The organism is Lederbergia ruris (genome assembly GCF_018332955.1).
In the GTDB taxonomy this organism is placed as follows: domain Bacteria; phylum Bacillota; class Bacilli; order Bacillales; family Bacillaceae_C; genus Lederbergia; species Lederbergia ruris.
This window is the reverse complement of record NZ_BORB01000001.1, coordinates 88,516-110,280: the sequence shown is the minus strand read 5'-3', so window position 1 is coordinate 110,280 and position 21,765 is coordinate 88,516. Positions and strand designations below refer to the sequence as shown.

The following is a 21,765-nucleotide window of genomic DNA, read 5'->3' as shown; positions in this document are numbered from 1 at the left end:
GATTGACGTCGCGCATTTAGCCTTTGATCTTAGGCCTACAGGATGTAGGTCACAAAGGCGTTGCGACAGGACGTCGCGTATTTAGCCTTTGATCTTATATATAAGGTGATGGAATGAATATTGAAAAACTCTCCAAAAGATTGGAAACAGTTGTTTCTTTTATTAAACCGAATATGAAAATTGCCGATATTGGTTCAGATCATGCATACTTGCCATGTTATGCTGTGAAAAAGGGCATTGTTCCTTATGCCATTGCTGGGGAAGTCGTTGAAGGACCATATCAATCTGCCCTTAAACAAGTAGAGGCGGCCAACCTCACGGATAGAATTTCAGTCCGAAAAGGAAATGGTTTAGAAGTTCTCCAATCCACTGATCAAGTAGATTGTATTGTCATTGCTGGTATGGGTGGCGCTTTAATTACAGAGATATTAGGGGCTGAGAAGCAAAAATTAGCTTCTGTAAGCCGTTTGATCCTTCAGCCTAACATAGCAGCCGAAAAGGTACGAAAGTGGCTCTATGAGCAAAACTGGCAGCTTGTAGATGAACGGTTAATTGAAGAAGAAGGAAAATATTATGAAATTCTTGTAGCGGAACCTGGTAACCCGACGCTTCCTTATACGAATTTAAGCAAGGAATTTTTATTGGGACCATACTTATTGAAAAAGAGAAACATTCATTTTAAGGAAAAATGGCAGGCTGAGTTACGAATCTGGGAAAAAGTATTACAAGAATTGAACAAGGCAGAAAAGAATGAAGAAACAGAAGCAAAAAAGGCAGCATTAATCCAAAAAATAAAAATGGTGAAGGAGGAGTTAATATGAAGGAAGTGAAAGTAGGCCAGATTATTCAATTATTTGAACAGTTTTCTCCTCAGAAGTATGCGTTTGAAGGGGATCCAATCGGCTTACAAGTGGGTTCATTTCAGAAGCCTGTGAAAAATATTATGATCGCTTTAGATGTGTTAGAGAATGTTGTCGACGAGGCGATTGAAAAAGCGGTTGATTTGATTATTGCTCATCATCCGCTGATCTTTCGACCGATGAAAAAGATTCAAACGGATCAGTCACAAGGTAGAGTGGTGGAAAAGCTTCTAAAACATGATATTACAGTGTATGCCGCCCATACAAACTTAGATATAGCAAAGGGTGGCGTAAATGATATGTTAGCTCAAGCTCTACAGCTTGAAAATACTTCTGTTCTTGTTCCAACCTATGAACAGCAATTAAGAAAGTTAGTTGTATATGTACCGTTTGAACATGAGGAGCAAGTACGTGTTGCCTTGGGAGAAGCCGGAGCTGGAGCAATTGGGGATTATAGTCATTGTTCCTTCTCAGCAGAAGGGACGGGGAGATTTTTACCAGGCGATCATACAAACCCACATATTGGTCAGCAAGGGAAGTTAGAGGCTGTTCAAGAAGTGAAAATAGAGACTGTCTATCCTGTTGAAACGGAGAAAAAAATTATCTCAGCCATGTTGAGAGCACACCCTTATGAGGAACCAGCCTACGATCTCTACAACCTTGCTTTAAAAGGGGAGGAGCTTGGACTGGGAAGAATCGGGGAGTTAAAAGAAGCAATGTCCCTTCGAGATTTTGCCCTGTTTGCTAAAGAAGTTTTAGATTCACCTGGAGTGCGAGTAGTAGGCAATCTTGATGACAAAATAGAAAAAGTGGCTGTATTGGGCGGAGATGGCAACAAATACTTCTCTAAAGCGAAATTTAAAGGGGCAGATGTGTATGTCACAGGCGACTTCTATTATCATACAGCTCATGATGCGATGAATATGGGCTTAAATATTGTCGATCCTGGTCACAACGTTGAAAAAATTATGAAGAAGGGTGTATCGGAAATTCTCAGGAAAGAATGTGAAAGTAGTCAACTTGATGTGAACATATTTCCATCTGAGGAAGACACAAACCCATTTGTTTTTTTATGAAAATTCCCGATCACAAAACAAAAACACAAAATTCATAACGAATTTTGTGTTTTTCTATCACCTGGTAGTAAGTGATGTTTTTGTAATTCTTGGTAAGATTTTATTTAAAGGTACTTTGTGTTCGCGCTCCCATGTAGTCTGATCAGAGGGATCAAATTGTTCTACGAACTTCATTACTTCACGGACTATTGGTGTCGGAGTAGAGGCTCCAGCCGTAATCGCTACTGTTTCGGCATTTAAAATCCATTCAATTTGAATTTCTGAGACATCTGATATTCGGTAGGCAGGTGTGCCGGCGATTTCTTTCGATACTTGTGCCAAGCGGTTCGAATTATTACTCATTGGGTCACCGACTACAATCAGTACATCCGCTTCACCTGCTTGTTCTGCCACTGCCTCTTGTCTTACTTGGGTGGCAAGACAAATTTCTTTATGCTGTTCGACATGTGGATATTTTTCTCGCACTTTATTCATGATCGCTTGAACATCCCATTGACTCATTGTCGTTTGATTCGTTACAATAACTTTTTTATTTTGAATGTCTAATTTTTCTACATCCTCCAGTGTTTCAACTAGATGGACGATATGGGGAGCAACACCAATAGCTCCTTCTGGCTCTGGATGTCCTTTTTTACCAATATAAATGACGTGATAGCCTTCTTTTTCTTTTTCTTTGATTAAGTCATGGGTGACCGTTACATCAGGACAGGTTGCATCAATGGTTGTGAGTCCTTTTTGCTTCGCTAGTTCGCGCACTTCCGGGGAAACTCCGTGAGCAGTAAAAATAACAGTGCCATGATCCACTTTTTCTAAGATTTCTTTCCGATTAGGTCCATCTAATGTAATGATTCCATCTTCCTCAAATGCGTCAGTGACATGTTTATTATGAACAATCATCCCTAAAATGTAGATGGGACGCGGTAACGTCTTATCCAAAGAAGCATTACGAGCAATGACCATGGCATCAACAACACCATAACAATAACCTCGTGGGGTAATCTTAATAACTTTCATCCCAATCCTCCTGACTGAGGCTTTAGCCTGTAATCTATTAAACTTCATCCCTATTATAAAGGACATCTATAAAAAAGCCAAACTCAGGAGGCCAATAGGATGTTGGTTAGAATAGCGTTATACAGGATGTATGAGTGCAGACGAAGCGCCAGGCCGGCGCAGTTCATCCTTATTCATCCTTATTCATCCTTAAAACGCTATTACGATGGGATATATAATTTTGGTACCGATTCTCCCTTCTTCCGCTCTTTCTCACGGGGGACCGTTTCTGTTTTCTTACTTTTTTCCGTTTTTGCTTCTTTACTTTTTTCTTTTTTCTGTTCATCTGTGCTTTCATTTGAGCTTTCATCTAGTAGTATATCATCTATTGATTGTTTTTCTGTAGTGGTTGATTCATCTTTAGCCTCATCATTCCCGGATGATGTTAACCCTTGATAAATCTTCCACATTGCGGGAAGATTTCTTACCATTGGTCCGTATTGTTGTATAATTGGTCCGATTTGTTGCGCTGTATTTAACACATTCTGAGTTTTCCCTAAGAAATTACCGATCGTTTGCGGATTCGTAAGCCCCTGAAGTAGGGATGGTTGAGCTCCTCCAGCCCTGGTAAACATGGATGCGGCTTCAGGTGCAGCCTGTCTGGAGAATAATCTTGCTAATAACCCTCTATTTGCTGATAAGCCTGGTTGCTGACCGAAAGACGGCATCCCTCTCATCATCCCTCTAGGACCTGGACCAAACATTCCTGATTGACCGATACCACGTGCAGGCCAACCCATTCTTGTTGGGGGCATCGGACCCGGATTACGTAATGCCAAATAAATGACCTCCTTCCTACAGCTAATTTATGCAACTATCCAAGAAAAGTTTGGATAATCGCCAGCATTAAAGGCCAATATTTGTGAATCTCTTGTTAATCGTTTATAATTATCTCTTTGAGATGATCCTTATTAGGAAGTGAAAAAATGAACCATGACTTTAAGCAATTTCATTTGCAACCATTTATTATACGCGCCATTGAGAAAATCGGATTTCGCCAACCTACCGAAATCCAGCAAAAAATGATTCCTCTCATTTTACAGGGACATAGCGCCATTGGTCAGTCCCAAACAGGTACAGGGAAAACACATGCTTATCTCTTGCCTATTGTACATTCGATCAAACCGGAGCAAAAACATGTTCAAGCTGTTATTACGGTACCAACTAGAGAATTAGCTGATCAAATATATCAAGAGATTTTAAATATTTTGCAATATGATGAAACAGAGTCTATTACCGCCAAGCGTTTTATTGGTGGTACAGATAAACAAAGGGATGTAGGAAGATTAAAGGAGCAGCCGCATATTATTGTGGGGACGCCGGGGCGAATTCACGATTTGATTAGAGAAAATGCTCTTTATGTTCATAAAGCAAACATGCTCGTAGTGGATGAAGCTGATCTTATGCTTGATATGGGTTTCCTACACGATGTAGATCAAGTTGCTGCCAGAATGCCAGAAGATTTGCAAATGCTTGTGTTCTCGGCCACCATTCCTGAAAAAATAAAACCTTTTTTAAAGAAATATATGGAAAATCCGAAATTTGAACAAGTGAATCCTGAAAATATAACGGCCGAAAACATTGAACATATTTTAGTCCCACTTAAAAGTCGGGAAAAGGTAGAACTGATCCATGACATGCTGCAATCATATAATCCATATTTGGCCATTGTGTTTGTGAATACAAAACAGATGGCTGATATTGTAGCTGACCAACTTATCGAGAGAGGATTGAAGGTAGGCCGACTCCATGGTGATATTAGTCCCCGTGAACGTAAAAGGATGATGAAGCAGATCCGCCAGCTTGATTTTCAATACATTGTTGCAACAGATTTAGCAGCAAGAGGAATCGATATTCAAGGTGTCAGTCATATTATTAATTATGAGTTGCCGAAGGACCTCGATTTTTACATCCATCGGGCTGGAAGAACCGCAAGAGCGGGTAATAAAGGAATTGCGGTTACCCTTTATCAGCCAAGTGATGAAGATGCGTTAGTAAAATTAGAAAAAATGGGAATTTCATTTTCCTATTTAGATTTTGAACAAGGTAGCTGGGTAGAAACTCCGGATCGAAATCGGAGGAAAAAACGTCTGAAGACAGCATCAGAGGAAGAGAAAAAAGCCACGCAACTTGTTAGAAAACCTAAACAAATAAAACCTGGTTATAAAAAGAAAATGCAGAAACAAAGAGAACAGATTATGAGACGAGAGAAAAAAGTGAAACAACGAAAGAAATAAGGGGAGTGGGTATGTTGAAAATTGGATCACATGTATCAATGAGTGGGAAGAAAATGTTACTTGCTTCAAGTGAAGAAGCCGTTTCTTATGGAGCCAACACCTTTATGATTTATACCGGGGCTCCACAAAATACAAGAAGAAAAAAGATTGAAGAATTAAACATCGAAGCGGGACAAGCCCATATGAAGGAGCATGGAATAGAAGAAATCATTGTTCACGCACCTTATATTATTAATATTGGTAATAGCATAAAACCGGAAACATTTGAATTAGGTGTCAATTTTCTCCGTTCTGAAATTGACAGAACTGAAGCAATTGGAGCCAAACAAATTGTTTTACACCCGGGCGCCCATGTGGGAGAAGGGGCAGAGAAAGGAATTCAGAAGATCATTGAAGGACTGAATGAAGTATTAACAGCTGATCAGAATGTCCAAATTGCGCTTGAAACAATGGCTGGAAAAGGTTCTGAGTGTGGTCGTTCTTTCGATGAATTGGCGAGAATTTTCGATGGCGTGCGCTTAAATGATAAACTTTCGGTTTGCTTTGATACTTGCCATACTCATGATGCGGGGTATGATATTGTCGATGATTTTGATGGAGTATTGGAAGAATTTGATCGCGTTATTGGAATTGACCGTATCAAAGTATTGCACATTAATGATAGTAAAAATGAGTGTGGTGCACGAAAAGACCGGCATGAAAATATCGGCTTCGGTCATATTGGTTTTGATGCCCTCCATTATGTTATTACGCATCCACAACTTAAGGAGATCCCTAAAATTTTAGAAACACCTTATGTAGGGACAGATAAGAAAAATAAAAAGGCGCCTTATAAACATGAAATTAGCATGATCAAAAGTGGAGAATTTAATGAGCGATTGTTAGAAGAAATCATGGCAGATTAAAAAAGAGGGTATGTCTCTGGAATCAGTAGGGACATACCTTATTTTTATGCTTTAGGAAACTATAAAATTCTAGCTTGTGTATACGTTGTTTATGTCGCGGTTGACATCCAGCTCCAGCGCCTAGCGACTAGCAAATTTACGCCTTCTTCCTACGATAAGTCAACATCGGCTCCTTCGTCGCCGTGTTTCCTTTATCTCGTCAGAAGTCTTTAAATTTGTACATCGCTGAACAGGCGCTTGCGCTTTTGTTCCTTACTTTGTAAATTGAATAAATAATTTATTTAATTCTTTTGCTGTTTTTGGGCCTGAAATTTTGGCAACCTCGCGAATAATTTGTGAGCGAATTCGATCATCGAAAATATCTAAGTTTTTCCCCCTTAAATAAGTGGCAATCTTTTCTGCCTCATCTTTTGACACCTCAAAATTAAATTGTTTTGCATATTTTAGTAATTCTTCACTCGTAATCATATTCACCTTAAAATTAACCATATTTTTTATCATTTTCAAGTTCATCACTCCCCATAAATTATGTATGTTTTATCACGACAAATGTGCCTGTTTACCAAAACGTAAATCTGTTAAAAATAATTTCGTATTTTTTTGTCTTGGAAGAATTCTAATATGTTAGCTTAGAAGAAACTTTGTTTACAAATAGAATAAAATTATGGTATACTTCGTATGGTAAATCGGAATGATTCTTATTGAGAAAAGGATGTAAAAGATGACTGAGTCAGTGATTGATATAAAAAACGTAAGCTTTCGTTATGAACGTGAATGGGTATTAGATCAAATTAATCTATCTGTTCAAAAAGGGGCTTTTCTAGGATTAGTGGGGCCAAATGGATCGGGAAAATCGACTTTATTAAAATTAATCCTTGGGCTAATCAAGCCGCAAGCAGGAGAAATATCGCTTTTTCATGAGCCGGTAGAGAAATTTAAAGACTGGAATCGAATTGGCTTTGTTTCCCAAAAAGCCAATTCCTTTAATAGCGGATTTCCTGCCACTGTGTTTGAAGTTGTTGCAAGTGGATTAACAGGGAAACTCGGTTTATTTCGCGTTTTAAAAGATCGCCACAGAAAATTGATTCTAGAAACGATTGAAGCTGTTGGTATGGAGAAATTTATTCGACGAAATATAGGTGAGTTATCAGGTGGACAGCAACAACGCGTTTTTATTGCTAGAGCCTTAGTGTCAAAACCGGATGTTCTTATACTGGATGAACCAACAGTCGGCGTTGACGAGAGAAATGTTCGTTCCTTCTATGATATGTTAGTTAAATTAAATCAAGAACAAGGGATCACCTTAATCTTAGTCACCCATGATATTGGGACGATGACGGATAAAGTAACCCATGTTGCTTGTTTAAATAAAACGTTGCATTTTCATGGGGATGTAGGAGAGTTTGAAAAGTTCAATTCGGATGATTTGTCCGCTATTTACAATCATGATGTGCATGTATTATTCCACGATCATTCTCATGAGCAAGAAGGTGCAAAAGTATGATCGAGGCGATCTTTCAATATGAGTTTTTGCGTAATACCTTTATAACGGGTTTGTTAATTGGTTTCATTGCCCCGTTATTAGGAACATTTATTGTGGTGAGAAGATTATCCTTAATCGCGGATGCATTAAGCCATGTGACACTAGCGGGAATTGCAACAAGCTTATTTTTCAGCAAAACATTCCTTCCTTTTGCTGGAATGAATCCTCTTTATTTTGGGATTGGTTTTTCCGTCATCGGCTCGCTTTTGATTGAGCGACTGCGCCTCGTTTATAAGCATTATCAGGAACTAGCCATTCCCATTATTATGTCTGGCGGAATCGGCGTTAGTGTGATTTTTATTTCACTAGCGGATGGATTTAATACCGATTTATTTAGTTATTTATTTGGGAGTGTTAGTGCTGTTTCAAGGATGGATTTATACCTTATTTTAGGGATTGCCATTTTCGTAGGAATAATCATTATACTTTTGTATAAAGAATGGTTTTTATTATCCTTTGATGAAGAACATGCGAAAGTAGCGGGGATACCAGCGAAATTTCTCCATTTTCTCTTTATGTTGATGACAGCCCTGGTGATTGCGGCTTCGATGCGGATCGTGGGAATCTTACTTGTTTCGGCTCTAATGACCCTTCCGGTTGCGGCAAGCATGCGGATTGCGAGGGGATTTAAGCAAACGATTTGGCTATCCATTCTATTCGGGGAAATTTCTGTTATCGGAGGTTTAATCAGTGCCTATTATTTGGATCTGGCACCTGGTGGAACGATTGTTGTTTTATCTATTTTTATTTTACTTATCACCATTCTGTTAAAACGTCTGCGTACAAAAGGTGTATTATGGAATGTAAGAGGTGAGAGGGCATGAATGTGACCGAAGCGATTGACATGTTGAAAAATAAAGGCTATAAAATAACGGACAAACGGGAGCATATGCTGAACATTTTTGCGGATCATAATAAATATTTAACAGCAAGAGAGGTATTATCTGAGATGCAGGAAGATTTTCCGCAGCTCAGCTTTGATACGATCTATCGCAATCTGTCTTTGTTTCATCAACTAGGAATTCTTGAAGCAACAGAATTGAGTGGTGAAAAGCATTTTCGCTACACTTGTGCTACGCATGATCACCATCATCATTTTATTTGTATGAAATGCGGTAGAACCAAAGCCATTGAAGCTTGTCCGATGGATTTTGTCACAGAAGATTTAAATGGATTTGAAGTCGCTGACCATAAATTTGAGATCTATGGTAAATGCCCGAAATGTGTGTGATAAACATACAAAAAGGTTTAGCTCAAGTTTTTAACTGAAGCTAAACCTTTTTGCGATGTTAAAGCGATGGAATGATATTACTTTCATTATTCAAAGCAAGCCATTGATCAACCCAGTTTTTCGCTTCTTGCCAATTCTGTACACGAATTACTTTTTCGGGTATGGGTTTGCGATTATACGGTGTGTCAAATAAGATAACAGGGATATCGAGCTCCTCCGAGATCGCGACCGCATTATCGTGCTTATCTTCGAAAAATAAGTCCACATGGTATTTTTTCGCTGTGCTCACTTTATCATGAGAGCCAATCAATTCAATATGATGAAAATCAATTTCCTGCTCAAGAAACCATGACTTTGTTACGTCCATCACTTGATGACGGCGAGCACTAATAAAATATAACTCATGTGCTTGAAACCAATCGGTTAAAACAGATTTTGCCCCATCCGCAAGGGGGGACTGAGCACATATATCTGCTTCTGTTTTTATATACCATTCATAAACAGCTTCTTTCGGTAAAGGCAAACAATCCGTAAGTTCATATTCTGTAAGATCATCCAATGTAATATTTAATTGAAACGCATTATTAATATGAGGAATGAGTGATGTTGGACATGTAACGGTTCCATCTATATCTATACCAAATCTTTTCTTCATGAAATCTCCTTCCATTTATCCAAGTGATATTCCTTGTGGTCTAGGAAATTATAAAATTCTCGACTAGTGGATAACTGTTTACGTTACGGTTTGACATCCAGCTCCAGCGCCCAGCGACTAGCAAACTTTCGGTGCCTTCCTACGATAAGTCAACATCGATTCACCCTTCGGGTTCATCGTGTTTCCTTTATCTCGTCAGGCCCCTAAAAAGTTTGTACGTCGCTAAACGGGCGCTTGCGCTTTTGTTCTTGTGTTAAGAAAGAGGCTGTCTTTAGACACCCTCTTTCACCTCAAGATCAGCTGTGTTTTTTTGATTTTCTTCTTCTTGTTTCTTATAATATTCTTCGGCCATTTTATCAATTTCTTTTTTCAATTCATCGACCATTGTAGCTTCAGGTACTTTTCTTACGGTCTTCCCTTTTTTAAAGAGCAGTCCCTCGCCACGTGCGCCGGCAATGCCGATATCAGCTTCTTTCGCCTCACCAGGACCATTGACAGCACAACCTAATACAGAGACCTTGATAGGAGCCTTAATGGTTTGTAAATACTCCTCGACCTCATTCGCGATTTTGATAAGGTCGATTTCGATTCTACCGCAAGTTGGACAAGAAACTAATGTGGCAGCATTCGCAATCAGGCCGAAAGATTTTAATAATTCTCTCGCTACTTTTACTTCTTCAACTGGATCAGCACTTAGGGAGACTCTTAATGTGTTTCCGATTCCCTTACTTAGAATGGCTCCAAGACCAGCTGCACTTTTGACTGTTCCTGCAAATAAGGTTCCACTCTCGGTAATACCAAGATGTAAAGGATAGTCAAAGGCTTGCGCTGCTTTTTCATAGGCCTCAATCGCTAAATTCACATCAGAGGCTTTCATGGAAACGATAATATCATGAAAATCAAGATCTTCTAATATTTTAATATGGTGAAGGGCACTTTCAACCATCCCATCAGCAGTGGGATATCCATATTTTTTTAAAATATTTCTTTCAAGACTTCCCGCATTGACACCGATGCGGATTGGGATCCCTTTTTCTTTAGCGGCTTTAACAACAGCCTCAACTCTTTCCCGTTTCCCGATATTCCCAGGATTGATCCGGATTTTATCAGCCCCACCTTCAATGGCTTTCAGGGCAAGGCGATAATCAAAATGAATATCCACAACAAGTGGAATATTAATTCTCTTTTTGATTTCAGAAATGGCATTTGCTGCTCGTTCGTCCGGGCAAGCGACACGCACAATTTGGCAGCCGGCTTCTTCCAAACGATTAATTTCGCGTACAGTTGCCTCAACATCATGTGTTTTGGTTGTGGTCATACTTTGAATAATGACTTGGTCAGCGCCACCGATTGTTAAATTTCCAACTTTGACGGGGCGTGTTTTCGTACGATGTATAATTTCACCCAAGGGTTCTTCTCTCCTTTTACATCAGAAAAATAAATAAACCTATTTACAACTGTAAAAACTCTTACCACTCCATTGTAGCAATCTTTTAGTCTATTTGACAACATTCTTCGCTGATTTAATCTGTTTCTTTAAGATAGATCGGAAATTTATAGGTTTCTCCCATTTGAATTTGTTCAGGCTTTACGCCATTGTTCAAACGTTCGAAATCGGCCACAATTTGCTCGATAGCTACAGGCAGGGGGCCTTGCTGATGTGCTTCTAATATCGAGAGAACGGTATCCCCTGGCTTTATTTTTTTCGTAAACAAATCATTTTCTTCTTTGATAGGACCAGATGACTCTTCTTGTTCTGTGGAGTTGGCAGACAGAGCGGGCAGTACCCCGACCGTTAAGTCATGATAGACACTATATAAAATAACAAGACTAGTGAATAAAGCGATTATTTTTTTCATTGCGCAAAACCCTTTCTATCATCTTAATTCACTTTATGATAGAAAGGGTAAGGTTATGATTATTTTTTTGGCCGAGGCATTTTGAATATCGCTAACGTGATATAAATCAAAGAAACGGCAAGATCATACAAAATCCCAAACGGAATATCAATCCTAAATAATGGGAATAAGCCGAATAGGATTGTTGGCAGGGTTATACTAAAAGCCGTCAATCGCCAAGCATTTCGATAAGGTAACGTCCGTTTTACCCCCTTTGCCAGCAAACTAGCAATCCATGCTAAAAAAGATATTTTTATAAAGAGTAGACCAGAATAGAGAACGTAGGTAAAAATAAGGTAGATAGGGATGATGATCACTAAACTCCCCTTATCAAAATTCGTAGTCAAATGAGAAAAATCTCGATCAATTAGTAATAGTTTAATAATGGCAGGCAAAAAATAAATAATGGCTAGTACAAAAACATATTTGATTGTTTTCCCAATATCGAGAAAACGAAATTTTGCTAAATCCTTGAAGGAATAAATGGATTTATAAAATAAGCTATAAATGGATATTTTTCTCATTAAAGTCACGCTCATTTCTTTTTCTTTCATTACTAAAGATATTATCATCGGGATTGCTGCAGTATTCAAGAAAAAGGATTGTGAAAAAATTATGAGCAAATTAATTGAATCCGGTTTCCGGTTTTGATAACCTTAAATTGGAAACCTTGAATCACAATATGATTCAAAATATTACATAGGGAGGAATTATGAATGGGATACGAATTACCGCAATTACCTTATGGATATGATGCATTGGAGCCGCATATTGATAAGGAAACAATGAACATTCACCATACGAAGCACCATAACACATATGTGACGAATTTGAATAAAGCACTTGAAGGGCATGAGGATTTAGCAAGCAAATCTGTTGAAGATTTAATTTCAGATCTTGATTCAGTTCCTGAATCCATTCGTACAGCTGTGAGAAATAATGGTGGTGGTCATGCAAACCATTCATTGTTCTGGACACTAATGTCTCCTGATGGTGGTGGAGAACCAACAGGCTCTTTAGCTGAAGCGATAAATAGCAAATTTGGCAGCTTCGATAAATTCAAAGAAGACTTCCAAGCAGCTGGTGCTGGCCGTTTTGGTTCTGGTTGGGCTTGGCTTGTAGTCAATAATGGTGAACTTGAAATTACGAGCACACCTAATCAAGACAATCCACTAATGGAAGGTAAAAAACCACTCTTGGGCCTTGATGTATGGGAGCATGCCTACTATCTAAAATATCAAAATCGTCGCCCCGAGTATATGAGCGCATTCTGGAATGTTGTCAATTGGGATGCTGTTCAAAAACAATATGATGCGGCAAAATAAAGTGAAACTTCAATCGGTGGGGGCTTTATCAATTCCCGCCGAAAAGGAAGGATCAAAGGCTAAATTCGCAACATCCTGTTGCAACGCCTTTGTGACCTGCGTCCTGCAGGCCTGAACGAATCGGGCATTTACTGGCAGTTGATCCTTCACTGACAATTCTTACTAAACTTAAATTGACGAAGAAGGAATCTTACTGCCAGTTAATGCGGGATAAATAATTTCGTTACGTAAAAAGCTGTCGAGTTGATCTCGGCAGCTTTTTATTGTAATTGCATCTGAAAAGAAGAAAAAGTTCTCTAATTTTTAAAGTATAATTCTCTTTTCTTCACCAAAGCTAAGAAGAAGAAAAGGGGAGTTCTTCTATGTTGAAACTCAAAAACCTTTATAACGGAATGGACATAACCAAAGACTTAATTCTGTTATTAGTTGTAGGTGGCTTATATTCACTTAGTATCGCGCTGTCCAATACTTTTGTGAATGTTTATTTGTGGAAGCAATCAGGAAGTTATCTGGATTTGGCGATATATAATCTTGCAGTTGTTGTCATGCAACCCATCACTTTTTTGTTAGCTGGAAGATTGGCGAAAAAGATCGATCGAGTGATTGTATTACGGATTGGCGTGATTTTCTTAGCGTTATTTTTTATCGCTGTTTTATTTTTTGGAGAAAAAGCGGATGATTATTTAGTCGTTTTAGGCGGCCTACTGGGGATTGGCTATGGCTTCTATTGGTTAGCATTTAATGTATTAACATTTGAAATTACAGAGCCGGAAACGAGAGATTTCTTTAATGGCTTTATGGGGGCCTTATCTTCTTCAGGAGGAATCATTGGCCCGATTACGGCTGGTTTTATTATTACTCGCTTTACATCGAATACAGGTTACACCATTATATTTGCGATTTCCCTAGTGTTATTTTCGGCGGCAGTGGTGACAAGTTTTTTCCTGCAGCGACGACCTTCTTCTGGTCAGTATTTATTTGTCAAAGTGTTTCAGGAAAGGAAACGAAATAAGAACTGGAAACTTATTACAAATGCTCATTTATTGCAAGGCATTCGAGAAGGTACTTTCGTATTTGTCATATCGGTCTATCTCTTTATTGCAACGAAGAATGAATTAGCTTTAGGCACTTACGGGATGATTCACGCTGGGACCGCTTTTATTATGTATTCGATTGCGACAAAATTTATAAAAAAGGACAAAAGAAAGAAAGTGATGATGGTTGGTGGTGTGATCTTATATGCCGCAATTTTTTTAATCTTTAACGATCCCACTTATATTCGATTACTTATTTATGGAGTGGTCATCGGAATCGCTTATCCATTAATGCTTGTTCCTTATTCTTCTATCACTTATGATGTGATCGGAAAAAGTCGGGATGCTGCAGAAATGCGAATTGAATATGTCGTTGTCAAAGAATTATTTTTAAATTCAGGAAGAGTCATCTCGATTATCCTCTTTATCATTGCGATAAACTTGATCAATCCGACGACTGCCATTCCAGCTTTGCTGTTAATATTTGGAATTGGTCATACCTTGGCCGCCTTGCTTTTACAGAAACTGGAATTAAACTAAAAGAGGATGTTCAAAAAAGACTTTGAATCATTTAAAGCTGGCTTCTCTTGCATTTTTCTTTTACAATAAAGGGAGAAATTATAAGGGGAAGGGTTGGATCAGTTGGGAAAGAATAAGAAGAAAAAGACACATATTCCACTTCGGATTAATTTATTGTTCTTTGCTGTCTTTATTCTCTTTGCTGCGTTAATATTTCGTCTAGGGTATGTCCAAATTGTTCATGGAGAAGATGCCAAACGAGAGCTAGATCGAACAGAAGATGTAACGGTTAAAACAAGTGTACCAAGAGGCTTAATCTATGATCGGGATCATCGGCCAGTGGTTGAGAATCAAGCAGAAAGAGCCATTACATACACAGCTCCGAAAAAGTTTGACCAAGAAGAAACACTAAAAACGGCACAGAAATTAGCTAAATTAATTGAGCAAAAAACCGATAAAATTACGGAAAGAGATAAGATTGATTTTTGGATCTTACTTCATCCTGATGAGGCAAAGGCGAAGTTGTCGGAGAAAGAATGGGGAGATTTAAAGGAAGACGAAGCAGCCAAATTACAAAGGGAACGAGTGACAGAAAAAGATTTGGAGATGCTTTCCGATGATGATTTGGAAGTATTGGCCATTTATCGGGAATTTACGAAGGGGTATGCGCTTGATCGGCAAATTGTCAAAAATAAGGATGTTTCGCTTGAGGAATTTGCGCGCGTAAGTGAAAACTTAAACTCGCTTCCTGGAGTAGACACAACGATGGATTGGGAAAGAACCTATCCATTTGAGGATACATTACGTACGATTTTAGGAAATGTTAACAACGGCCTACCCGCAGAACAATTAGATTACTATGAAGCTCATGGCTATAGCCGGAGTGATCGGGTTGGCAAAAGTTATTTGGAATTACAGTATGAAGATGTCTTACAAGGACAAAAAGAAAAAGTCAAAAACGTGACCAAATCCGGACAAATCTTGGAAACAGAACTTGTCTCAGAAGGAGCACGTGGCAAAGACCTTGTACTCACAACGGATATGGAATTACAGCAAAAGGTCGATCAAATTATTGAAGAAGAATTAAGAAAAACAAAAGCAAAATACGGAACCCATTTATTAGATCGGGCATTTGTTACCTTAATGGATCCTTACACAGGTGAGATACTGGCCCTGTCTGGGAAGCAATATGTATATGATGAAGATGAAAAGAAATATGTATTTCGCGACTTTGCTTCCGGTAATTTCACAACGGCTTATGTACCGGGATCTGCGGTGAAAGGTGCAACGGTGTTAACAGGATTTATGACAGGTGTTAATTCCCCGGGTAAATGGATATATGATGAACCAATAGTTTTTAAAGATGGGACAAGAAAGAGTTCTTGGTTTAATAATGGTTGTTGTAATCAATCTATGGATGAAAAAACGGCCTTAATGAAATCATCGAACGTATATATGTTTAAAACGGCAATGCTTATTGGTGGATATCAATATCAACGTGGTGATTACCTTGGTATTGATAAGTATAAGGCTTTTGAAAAGATGCGCTATTATTTTAGCCAATTTGGACTCGGTGCCATGACCGGCATTGATTTGCCGGGAGAAATGCCAGGGTATAAGGGAGATCCCAAAAATAATGAAGCGGGTAAAGCTCTTGACTTCGCTATTGGGCAATTTGATACTTTTACTAATTTGCAGCTTGCTCAATATGTGTCAACGATTGCCAATGGTGGCTATCGAATGCAACCACATATTGTCAAAGAAATCCGAGAACCAGGGAATGAGGATGAAAAACTTGGGCCAATTGCCCAAGAGATTCAACCTAAAGTTTTAAACCGCATCGATGCAACAGATAATGAAATTAAAAGTGTGCAAGAAGGTTTTTGGAGGGTTGTCCATTCCAGTGGAGGAACCGGAACAGCGCTAGGATCAGGAGAGTATAAAAACCTTCGCATTGCTGCTAAAACCGGGACTGCGGAAACATTTGACCAGGGTCAAGGTGTATGGAATTTATCCTTAGTCGCTTATGCTCCATATGAAAACCCAGAAATTGCGATGTCGATTATTGTTCCTTCCGCCTATTTGGATGGTGGCCCTGAGAATAAAATTAATTCTGATATCGGAAAACGTGTAATGAAAGCCTATTTCGATCTACAAAAGGAAAGAGAGAAATAAAAGGAAGCCTGCCATCCACTTTTGTGGTGACAGGCTTCTTCTGTGTTAACGCCTATTTTTACTTCGTCAGGATATCTGAAATTTCCTGATAGGACATATTCTTATCCATTTTATAGGTACCAGTGCGAATTTTGGTTTGCAATTCTTTTGCTTCTAAAAAATCATTGAAATCCTCAGAGTCGTTTACGATTCCCGCTGCTTCTAATTGGTCGCTGATTTCCTTAGAAGACATACCTTCTTTAATGGTTAATTCAAAACTTGTTGGTTGCTCTTTGGATGTTTCAGGTTGTTCTTTTTTCCCTTCGCTCATTTGCTTTTTTTCTAGTTCTTCATATTTTGTTTGCCAATCCTCCACATCATTTTGTAACCTTTCAAGCTCAGCTGAATTGTGGTCCGTCTTGTTCGATGGATTACTAGGTTTTGCTCGCTCATTTGTTTCAGGATTAAAATATTGGAAACCGAATAAACAGATCGCTGATAGGAGGAGGCCGATGGCTATTCCTCTCGTTCCTCTTTTATCCACGCTGATCTCCTCCTAAGCTTGACTCATAGGTTGAAATAATCTGCTGAACCTTGTTGATCGGTAGAGAGGATTGCTTCGAAATTTGCCCAAGGTTTAGTCCTTGATGGTACAGGGCAATCACTTGGTTTTTCAATATTTCATTCGGTTTATTGCTGGGTTCCTTCATAGAGAAAGATTCTTGGAAATCTGGCGTTAGCAATTCTTCTTCTAATACCTTCACCCTTTTTTTAAGTAAATAATTTTCTTGTAAAAGCTTCATCGATAATTGTTCCAGCTCTTTTTCCAATGCCTTTGTTCGATCAGGCTGAAACAGCGAGATGAGGAAGAGTAGGATAGATAGAGAAAGTAAAATAATGACCAAGGTATGCATAATTCACCTCAACTAATTCTTTGTTCTATTTATACCATATATCGACAAAATCCTCCATTTCTTAAATTCACCTCCCTTAATCTTGAACAAAATTAGCTCGAAAAAAGAGCTACTGCCCCATAAAAATCAAAACTTTGCTAAAATGAAACTGGAATTTCTCAGGTTTTAGTGCTATTATATAAAAGTCGTATGGACAGTGAGAATGTACTTAGTTTGGAGGGAAAGACATGCGCGTTAATATCACATTAGCTTGCACAGAATGCAGTGAGCGTAATTATATTTCAACAAAAAACAAGCGTAATAACCCTGACCGTCTTGAGTTGAAAAAATATTGTCCCAGAGAAAAACGTGTTACTTTGCACAGGGAAACAAAATAATTGTTGGTAAAAAACGTCAGAACCATTGGATATCCAGTGATCCTGGCGTTTTTTTATCGAAGGATGGAAGATTCATGCTAATAGGTGATAATGTATGGAGAAAAAAATATTAAGAAGGAAAATGATGCAGGACTTACGGGAGTTAGATTCCTTGCAGTATGCGCAACGATCCTTTCAAATTGGCGAACGATTATATCAAACAACGGAATGGAAAAATGCGCAAACGATAGGTATCACGGTATCACGCTTTCCTGAAATTGACACATGGTCGATTATTCGTATGGCTTGGAGACAGGGGAAAGTAGTCACGATTCCCAAGAGTAGCCCTATTCAAAAGGAAATGTCGTTTTATCAAATCAAAACCTTTTTACAAATGGAAAAGGGATACTCTAATCTATATGAACCGATTACAAAAGAAACAAGACTTTTTCCGAAATCAGAGATCGATTTATTAATTGTGCCCGGGCTGATATTTACAATGAAAGGTGATCGTCTTGGTTTTGGAGGAGGCTTTTATGACCGCTTTCTAAGTGATTATCAAGGTTATACGATAGCCCTGGCCTTTACCAATCAAATAAAAGAAAAAATACCAACTGAGCCATATGATCTGCCCGTGCAAAAAATTGTCACGGAAAGTGCGCTGATCGATTGTGTAAATAAAGAATAAAAACGAGGTTTCATCGCATGATAATGCCTGAGGAGGGATTATCATGATGAATGCGTTATTTCGCTTTTGTGCTGTCTTTATACTTGCTGCGATTATCATTCGATTTCGAGAAAAGATTATCCATACGATCAGATATAACCGTTATTTTAGAAATCTAGCGATGAATCTTTGGATGAAATTGTCTAGTTAAAGCAAAACATTTTTGTGCTGGCCTTGTATGGCTGGCTTTATTTTTAAAAATTGTTCACTTCTTTTTATTTCTGATATAGTAAAAGTTAAGAAAAAGTATCTAAGGTTAGATGAAAGAAGGGAAAACGGTTTGACTGGACGAGAGCATTTTTTGTTTTGGCAATTGGCCTATTTCTTTATGAATGAATGTGACTATCGTTTGATGCGGATCAATAAAAATCATACAGAAATGTGGTTCGAAAATAGCCAAAATCATTCAGCTCGCATTATTCGGCTCGTTCTTTCGAATATGGCTTGGTCTAACCGCTTCCATCGTGATCAACAGCAGGCTGCAGAGCAAGGAGAGAGGCTTAGGAAACATTTATTTACTAGAAAATTAAATATAGTAAATCTATATATAACGGAATATCCACCGGTTGGTGAGTTACTCCACGATCAAGAAACAAATGGAAAAACAAAGGTATCAACCTTATTTATGACTAGAGAAGACCTTGATGTTTCAACAAGCAAATTAGCAGGTTTTATCGGAAAGAAGCCAGACGTGCGGTTAATAGACAACTATCAAGAGGCAAATGTACTTCTTTTAGCACAAGCCGTTCTGAATAAGGCATCTCAACAGGAGAAAGCGGATCAACAATTTTTTTCTGCATCTTCTCCTTTATTTACATATATATTGATTATGATACAGGTGCTGATGTTTATTTTTTTAGAACTGCATGGCGGGAGTACCAACCCCGAGACTTTGATTCACTACGGAGCTAAATTTTCTCCTCTTATTATTCAGGGGGAGTGGTGGCGCTTGATCACGCCGATTTTTCTTCATATTGGTGTTCTGCATTTGCTGATGAATACACTTGCTCTTTATTATTTAGGAACAGCCGTTGAGCGGATTTTTGGCAGAGTTCGCTTTATCTGGATTTACTTATTTTCCGGTTTTATGGGAACGCTTTTTAGTTTTGTATTAAATCAAAACTTAGCTGCTGGCGCAAGTGGCGCGATTTTCGGTTGCTTCGGGGCTTTGCTTTATGTTGGTTTTGCTTTTCCGCAATTATTCTTTCGCACGATTGGCAAAAATGTCCTGTTTTTAATTGGTCTCAATTTAATATTTGGTTTCATTGTACCGGGAATTGATTATCATGGACATATTGGTGGGCTAGTCGGAGGATTTTTTGCAGCTGGTCTTGTTCACCTTCCGAACAATAAAAAAGTGAAAAACCAGATAACTTTCATGATAATACTAGGGCTCTTGACCAGTTTCATGTTATACTACGGCTATCATGTTATTTATTAATAGAGGACGTTCAAAAAGTCCGGTAAAAATGACACTTCGAATTTCTTCGTTGGCTTGCTTCTACGCTGCTTGGAAAAGAAAACCACTTTTCCGGCGTGCGATGCGGATTCGGGGAAGCTTTCCTTGTGCTCATGTATCAGGTGATAAAGATCTTCCGTTAAAAGCGCCCACGTCCTGTGGGCAACACGGAAGTCAGTACATCCTGTACAAGTCCGCTCCTTGGAAAAGAAAATCGCTTTTCCGGCGTGCGATGCGGATTCAGAGAAGCTTCCCTTGTGCTCGAAGCTGTACCGCCTCGAACTTCCGACGCACAGGATGTGCTAGTGTCGGCGTTGCTGACAGGACGTCAGCGCCCTTAGCCGACGGGTCCTTTTTATCCTCCTTTTTGAACACTATAATGATGGGATGAAGAATGAAAACATTTTATGATGTTCAACAATTGTTAAAGAGATTTGGTCATTTTCTTTATATGGGTGACCGAATGCTTGATATGGAAATGATGGAAACAGAAATAAAGGAACTATATTTGTCGGGTCTTATTACCAAGGAGGAGATGCATGACGCCTTATTGGTGATAAGAAACGAAAGGGTTCAAGAAAAAAAGAAAAGAATGAAAAGTAGGGGATTAAAATGAACGAGATTTTAGCAGGAATTGATATCGGTGGTACCACAATTAAGTTAGCGTTTATTTCAAAGGAAGGGGACATCCTCACAAAATGGGAAATCCCTACCGATAAAACAGATGGTGGAAAAGGGATCTTTACTGATGTAAAAAAGGCAATTTCAGAAAAATTAGCTGAGCTGCAAATTCCTTATGAAGCTTTAAAGGCAGCAGGTGTTGGTGCCCCCGGCCCTGTTGATATAGAAAAGGGAATTCTGGATGGGGCTGTCAATATTGGCTGGAAAGACAATTTTCCGCTCCGTGACCTTATGCAAACAGCCTTAAATGTTCCCGTTGTGATCGAAAATGATGCGAATGCCGCTGCTCTTGGTGAAATGTGGAAGGGAGCAGGAGCTGGTGCAAAGGATTTAATTTGTATTACACTTGGCACAGGCGTTGGTGGCGGTGTGATTGTCAAAGGGGACATTATTCACGGTGCGAATGGGGCTGCTGGTGAAATCGGCCATATTACATCTGTACCAAGAAATGGCTATATGTGCAATTGTGGCAAAACGGGTTGTCTAGAAACAGTCGCATCCGCCACAGGAATCGTCCGAACCGCAAAAGATCATTTAGCTATATACGAAGGAGAATCTGTTCTAAAAGAGAAGCTACAAGCAAATAGCGATATCTCTGCAAAAGACATATTTGACGCTGCAAAAGCAGGAGATGCTTTAGCTAAGGAAACAGTTGAGGAATTAGCGGATCATTTAGGGCTAGCACTTGCAAATATCGGTAGTGTCTTTAATCCGGAAAGGATTGTCGTTGGTGGCGGTGTCTCAAAAGCAGGGGATTTCCTAATTAATGAAATTAAGCAGGCATTTGTTCGCTATGCATTTAAACCGGTCGCTCAGTCAACTGATATTGTTCTAGCACAACTTGGAAACGATGCCGGTATTGTTGGCGCAGGGTGGTTAGCTGCAAACAAAATTTGATAGGTTATAAACTATTGATCAACTAATAAATGACTATTGTAACAAAAAGATTAAATATATGAAGATTGTATAAAGGGCGAGATGAATACATTCTCGCCCTTCCTGTTTGCTATAAACATGTGTATATATAAAGTAAAATATACTAACTAAGGATCGAACTACGGTTCAATCTGCGACGTCATGTTGCTCTATATATGTCTAAAATATGAATAATGAGGAAAATGAGATTTTAGGTGAAACT

At 38.8% G+C, this 21,765-nt stretch carries 25 protein-coding genes; 16 read left to right on the top strand and 9 right to left on the bottom strand.

The window, feature by feature from the left end; translation table 11 throughout:
* Positions 1 to 113 precede the first annotated feature (113 nt).
* Together KI363_RS00600 and KI363_RS00595 are read left to right on the top strand one after the other, a co-directional pair.
* On the top strand, positions 114 to 821 hold the full coding sequence (locus KI363_RS00600) for a tRNA (adenine(22)-N(1))-methyltransferase (protein WP_212964867.1): 708 nt from the start codon (positions 114 to 116) through the stop codon (positions 819 to 821).
* Entirely contained in the window at positions 818 to 1,936 is a 1,119-nt protein-coding gene (locus tag KI363_RS00595) for a Nif3-like dinuclear metal center hexameric protein (RefSeq protein ID WP_212964865.1), read from the top strand. The genes KI363_RS00600 and KI363_RS00595 overlap by 4 nt, the downstream gene beginning before the upstream one ends.
* A 57-nt stretch (positions 1,937 to 1,993) precedes the next feature.
* Here KI363_RS00595 and KI363_RS00590 read toward each other — a convergent pair whose 3' ends face one another.
* Complete coding sequence (locus KI363_RS00590; protein WP_212964862.1) at positions 1,994 to 2,950, bottom strand: 4-hydroxy-3-methylbut-2-enyl diphosphate reductase; 957 nt, start codon at positions 2,948 to 2,950, stop codon at positions 1,994 to 1,996.
* 200 nt (positions 2,951 to 3,150) lie between these two features.
* Positions 3,151 to 3,768, bottom strand: a complete 618-nt coding sequence (vrrA, locus tag KI363_RS00585; protein WP_212964861.1) for a VrrA/YqfQ family protein — start codon at positions 3,766 to 3,768, stop codon at positions 3,151 to 3,153.
* Between the two features lie 147 nt (positions 3,769 to 3,915).
* Between vrrA and KI363_RS00580 the strand changes: the two genes are divergently transcribed.
* Both KI363_RS00580 and KI363_RS00575 read left to right on the top strand, forming a co-directional pair.
* Positions 3,916 to 5,226, top strand: coding sequence for a DEAD/DEAH box helicase (locus KI363_RS00580; RefSeq protein WP_212964860.1), 1,311 nt, complete (start codon positions 3,916 to 3,918; stop codon positions 5,224 to 5,226).
* A gap of 11 nt (positions 5,227 to 5,237) precedes the next feature.
* Positions 5,238 to 6,131, top strand: a complete 894-nt coding sequence (locus tag KI363_RS00575; protein WP_212964858.1) for a deoxyribonuclease IV — start codon at positions 5,238 to 5,240, stop codon at positions 6,129 to 6,131.
* A gap of 252 nt (positions 6,132 to 6,383) precedes the next feature.
* On the opposite strand, the gene KI363_RS00570 is transcribed toward KI363_RS00575, so the two are convergent.
* Positions 6,384 to 6,638 (bottom strand): DUF2624 domain-containing protein, encoded by a 255-nt coding sequence (locus KI363_RS00570; RefSeq protein WP_212964856.1) that lies wholly within the window; start codon positions 6,636 to 6,638, stop codon positions 6,384 to 6,386.
* A gap of 214 nt (positions 6,639 to 6,852) precedes the next feature.
* Here KI363_RS00570 and KI363_RS00565 point away from each other — a divergent pair, with 214 nt between their 5' ends.
* The 3 genes from KI363_RS00565 to KI363_RS00555 are packed head-to-tail and all read left to right on the top strand — an operon-like array spanning position 6,853 to position 8,905.
* Positions 6,853 to 7,635 carry a metal ABC transporter ATP-binding protein gene (locus KI363_RS00565; protein ID WP_158322894.1) on the top strand — a complete coding sequence of 261 codons (783 nt, stop codon included), beginning with the start codon at positions 6,853 to 6,855 and terminating at the stop codon, positions 7,633 to 7,635.
* Complete coding sequence (locus KI363_RS00560; protein WP_212964854.1) at positions 7,632 to 8,498, top strand: metal ABC transporter permease; 867 nt, start codon at positions 7,632 to 7,634, stop codon at positions 8,496 to 8,498. Before KI363_RS00565 ends, KI363_RS00560 begins: the two co-directional genes overlap by 4 nt.
* Complete coding sequence (locus KI363_RS00555; RefSeq protein WP_158322900.1) at positions 8,495 to 8,905, top strand: Fur family transcriptional regulator; 411 nt, start codon at positions 8,495 to 8,497, stop codon at positions 8,903 to 8,905. Before KI363_RS00560 ends, KI363_RS00555 begins: the two co-directional genes overlap by 4 nt.
* A gap of 58 nt (positions 8,906 to 8,963) precedes the next feature.
* Here KI363_RS00555 and KI363_RS00550 read toward each other — a convergent pair whose 3' ends face one another.
* The 4 genes from KI363_RS00550 to KI363_RS00535 all read right to left on the bottom strand — a co-directional run bounded on the left by KI363_RS00550 (position 8,964) and on the right by KI363_RS00535 (position 12,030).
* Positions 8,964 to 9,560, bottom strand: a complete 597-nt coding sequence (locus KI363_RS00550; RefSeq protein WP_212964852.1) for a 5' nucleotidase, NT5C type — start codon at positions 9,558 to 9,560, stop codon at positions 8,964 to 8,966.
* Positions 9,561 to 9,831: 271 nt separating this feature from the next.
* Complete coding sequence (gene ispG / locus KI363_RS00545) at positions 9,832 to 10,968, bottom strand: flavodoxin-dependent (E)-4-hydroxy-3-methylbut-2-enyl-diphosphate synthase (protein WP_158322674.1); 1,137 nt, start codon at positions 10,966 to 10,968, stop codon at positions 9,832 to 9,834.
* Between the two features lie 115 nt (positions 10,969 to 11,083).
* Positions 11,084 to 11,419, bottom strand: a complete 336-nt coding sequence (yqfZ, locus tag KI363_RS00540) for a protein YqfZ (protein ID WP_158322676.1) — start codon at positions 11,417 to 11,419, stop codon at positions 11,084 to 11,086.
* A 59-nt stretch (positions 11,420 to 11,478) separates the two neighbouring features.
* Positions 11,479 to 12,030: a DUF1189 family protein gene (locus KI363_RS00535; protein WP_158322678.1), complete on the bottom strand. Its 552-nt coding sequence runs from the start codon at positions 12,028 to 12,030 to the stop codon at positions 11,479 to 11,481.
* A gap of 144 nt (positions 12,031 to 12,174) precedes the next feature.
* Here KI363_RS00535 and sodA point away from each other — a divergent pair, with 144 nt between their 5' ends.
* The 3 genes from sodA (at position 12,175) to KI363_RS00520 (ending at position 16,511) form a co-directional block, all read left to right on the top strand.
* Positions 12,175 to 12,783, top strand: a complete 609-nt coding sequence (gene sodA / locus KI363_RS00530; protein ID WP_158322680.1) for a superoxide dismutase SodA — start codon at positions 12,175 to 12,177, stop codon at positions 12,781 to 12,783.
* A gap of 362 nt (positions 12,784 to 13,145) precedes the next feature.
* Positions 13,146 to 14,357 carry an MFS transporter gene (locus KI363_RS00525; protein ID WP_158322682.1) on the top strand — a complete coding sequence of 404 codons (1,212 nt, stop codon included), beginning with the start codon at positions 13,146 to 13,148 and terminating at the stop codon, positions 14,355 to 14,357.
* 102 nt (positions 14,358 to 14,459) lie between these two features.
* A complete protein-coding gene (locus tag KI363_RS00520) occupies positions 14,460 to 16,511 on the top strand; it encodes a peptidoglycan D,D-transpeptidase FtsI family protein (protein ID WP_246516640.1) in 2,052 nt (683 codons plus the stop codon).
* 58 nt (positions 16,512 to 16,569) lie between these two features.
* On the opposite strand, the gene KI363_RS00515 is transcribed toward KI363_RS00520, so the two are convergent.
* Both KI363_RS00515 and KI363_RS00510 read right to left on the bottom strand, forming a co-directional pair.
* The gene (locus KI363_RS00515) at positions 16,570 to 17,034 is read right to left on the bottom strand and encodes an endolytic transglycosylase MltG (RefSeq protein WP_158322685.1); all 465 of its coding nucleotides are present in this window, start codon (positions 17,032 to 17,034) and stop codon (positions 16,570 to 16,572) included.
* Entirely contained in the window at positions 17,027 to 17,404 is a 378-nt protein-coding gene (locus tag KI363_RS00510; RefSeq protein ID WP_158322687.1) for a hypothetical protein, read from the bottom strand. The genes KI363_RS00515 and KI363_RS00510 overlap by 8 nt, the downstream gene beginning before the upstream one ends.
* 227 nt (positions 17,405 to 17,631) lie before the next feature.
* Here KI363_RS00510 and rpmG point away from each other — a divergent pair, with 227 nt between their 5' ends.
* The 6 genes from rpmG (at position 17,632) to KI363_RS00480 (ending at position 21,524) form a co-directional block, all read left to right on the top strand.
* Positions 17,632 to 17,781, top strand: a complete 150-nt coding sequence (rpmG, locus tag KI363_RS00505) for a 50S ribosomal protein L33 (RefSeq protein WP_082881210.1) — start codon at positions 17,632 to 17,634, stop codon at positions 17,779 to 17,781.
* 94 nt (positions 17,782 to 17,875) lie between these two features.
* Positions 17,876 to 18,448 carry a 5-formyltetrahydrofolate cyclo-ligase gene (locus KI363_RS00500; RefSeq protein WP_158322689.1) on the top strand — a complete coding sequence of 191 codons (573 nt, stop codon included), beginning with the start codon at positions 17,876 to 17,878 and terminating at the stop codon, positions 18,446 to 18,448.
* 43 nt (positions 18,449 to 18,491) lie between these two features.
* The gene (locus KI363_RS00495; protein ID WP_191967499.1) at positions 18,492 to 18,638 is read left to right on the top strand and encodes a hypothetical protein; all 147 of its coding nucleotides are present in this window, start codon (positions 18,492 to 18,494) and stop codon (positions 18,636 to 18,638) included.
* A gap of 129 nt (positions 18,639 to 18,767) precedes the next feature.
* Entirely contained in the window at positions 18,768 to 19,928 is a 1,161-nt protein-coding gene (locus KI363_RS00490; RefSeq protein WP_212964850.1) for a rhomboid family intramembrane serine protease, read from the top strand.
* Positions 19,929 to 20,340: 412 nt separating this feature from the next.
* Positions 20,341 to 20,562 carry a YqgQ family protein gene (locus tag KI363_RS00485; RefSeq protein ID WP_158322692.1) on the top strand — a complete coding sequence of 74 codons (222 nt, stop codon included), beginning with the start codon at positions 20,341 to 20,343 and terminating at the stop codon, positions 20,560 to 20,562.
* The gene (locus tag KI363_RS00480; RefSeq protein WP_212964848.1) at positions 20,559 to 21,524 is read left to right on the top strand and encodes an ROK family glucokinase; all 966 of its coding nucleotides are present in this window, start codon (positions 20,559 to 20,561) and stop codon (positions 21,522 to 21,524) included. The genes KI363_RS00485 and KI363_RS00480 overlap by 4 nt, the downstream gene beginning before the upstream one ends.
* Positions 21,525 to 21,765: the final 241 nt, after the last annotated feature.

Excerpts from the sequence above, each read along its gene's own strand:
- KI363_RS00600 (WP_212964867.1), top strand. The coding sequence starts at position 114 with ATGAATATTGAAAAACTCTCCAAAAGATTGGAAACAGTTGTTTCTTTT.
- KI363_RS00565 (WP_158322894.1), top strand. The coding sequence starts at position 6,853 with ATGACTGAGTCAGTGATTGATATAAAAAACGTAAGCTTTCGTTATGAA.
- KI363_RS00485 (WP_158322692.1), top strand. The coding sequence starts at position 20,341 with ATGAAAACATTTTATGATGTTCAACAATTGTTAAAGAGATTTGGTCAT.
- KI363_RS00525 (WP_158322682.1), top strand. The coding sequence starts at position 13,146 with ATGTTGAAACTCAAAAACCTTTATAACGGAATGGACATAACCAAAGAC.
- KI363_RS00560 (WP_212964854.1), top strand. The coding sequence starts at position 7,632 with ATGATCGAGGCGATCTTTCAATATGAGTTTTTGCGTAATACCTTTATA.
- KI363_RS00495 (WP_191967499.1), top strand. The coding sequence starts at position 18,492 with ATGATGAATGCGTTATTTCGCTTTTGTGCTGTCTTTATACTTGCTGCG.
- rpmG (WP_082881210.1), top strand. The coding sequence starts at position 17,632 with ATGCGCGTTAATATCACATTAGCTTGCACAGAATGCAGTGAGCGTAAT.
- KI363_RS00510 (WP_158322687.1), bottom strand. The coding sequence starts at position 17,404 with ATGCATACCTTGGTCATTATTTTACTTTCTCTATCTATCCTACTCTTC.
- KI363_RS00500 (WP_158322689.1), top strand. The coding sequence starts at position 17,876 with ATGGAGAAAAAAATATTAAGAAGGAAAATGATGCAGGACTTACGGGAG.
- KI363_RS00555 (WP_158322900.1), top strand. The coding sequence starts at position 8,495 with ATGAATGTGACCGAAGCGATTGACATGTTGAAAAATAAAGGCTATAAA.
- KI363_RS00535 (WP_158322678.1), bottom strand. The coding sequence starts at position 12,030 with ATGATAATATCTTTAGTAATGAAAGAAAAAGAAATGAGCGTGACTTTA.
- KI363_RS00595 (WP_212964865.1), top strand. The coding sequence starts at position 818 with ATGAAGGAAGTGAAAGTAGGCCAGATTATTCAATTATTTGAACAGTTT.
- sodA (WP_158322680.1), top strand. The coding sequence starts at position 12,175 with ATGGGATACGAATTACCGCAATTACCTTATGGATATGATGCATTGGAG.
- KI363_RS00575 (WP_212964858.1), top strand. The coding sequence starts at position 5,238 with ATGTTGAAAATTGGATCACATGTATCAATGAGTGGGAAGAAAATGTTA.
- KI363_RS00580 (WP_212964860.1), top strand. The coding sequence starts at position 3,916 with ATGAACCATGACTTTAAGCAATTTCATTTGCAACCATTTATTATACGC.
- KI363_RS00590 (WP_212964862.1), bottom strand. The coding sequence starts at position 2,950 with ATGAAAGTTATTAAGATTACCCCACGAGGTTATTGTTATGGTGTTGTT.
- yqfZ (WP_158322676.1), bottom strand. The coding sequence starts at position 11,419 with ATGAAAAAAATAATCGCTTTATTCACTAGTCTTGTTATTTTATATAGT.
- KI363_RS00550 (WP_212964852.1), bottom strand. The coding sequence starts at position 9,560 with ATGAAGAAAAGATTTGGTATAGATATAGATGGAACCGTTACATGTCCA.
- KI363_RS00480 (WP_212964848.1), top strand. The coding sequence starts at position 20,559 with ATGAACGAGATTTTAGCAGGAATTGATATCGGTGGTACCACAATTAAG.